Annotated in this window: 2 protein-coding genes; both read left to right on the top strand. The window is 40.9% G+C overall.

Features of this window, described 5'->3' with window-relative positions; genetic code table 11:
* On the top strand, window positions 1-281 hold a 281-nt coding region (locus IE182_RS32980; RefSeq protein ID WP_190113430.1), incomplete at its 5' end, for a hypothetical protein.
* A gap of 28 nt (window positions 282-309) precedes the next feature.
* A partial coding sequence (locus tag IE182_RS32975) for a plasmid mobilization protein (RefSeq protein ID WP_229845304.1) occupies window positions 310-550 on the top strand: 241 nt, incomplete at its 3' end.

Genomic DNA, 550 nt, shown 5'->3' with positions numbered 1-550 from the left:
ACATAGCAGAGCCAAGTGATGAATGGAAAGACATTGTGTATCACAAGTACAATGATGATAGAACAAGCTATGAGTGTGTGCCTTGTTACAATAGTGTTGATGAATATATAGCAAGCGAAAAAGAAGATTTAGAAAGCTATAAGGCAGACTTAGAAGAAGCACTGGAAGAACTGAAAGACATGAGAGCGGACTGGAAGCCAGAGAAAGAGCCGAACATGGACGAGGAAATCGAACTCATTAAGAAGTGGGTAAAGGAAAGAGAGGACTTCATCAATGAATAGGACAAGACCGAAGCAGATAGTTATAAGAGTGTCAGAGGAAGAACTTGCACAGATAAAAGAAAAAGTAGAGCAGTCTGGAAAGAGCCAACAGCAATATATCATTGAAGCCCTCACACAGTCGAACATTGTCAATCTGGACGGACTGAAAGAGATATATCCAGAGCTGAAAAGGCAAGGCAACAATCTGAACCAGATAGCCAAGAAGCTGAATGAAAATGGATATGTGGACTATAAGCAAGAGCTTCCTAACACCATGAAAGAGGTGAGAG

It is taken from the genome of Streptomyces cinnamoneus, from assembly GCF_014650495.1.
GTDB lineage: Bacteria > Actinomycetota > Actinomycetes > Streptomycetales > Streptomycetaceae > Streptomyces > Streptomyces cinnamoneus.
This window is presented reverse-complemented; position numbering and strand designations above follow the sequence as displayed.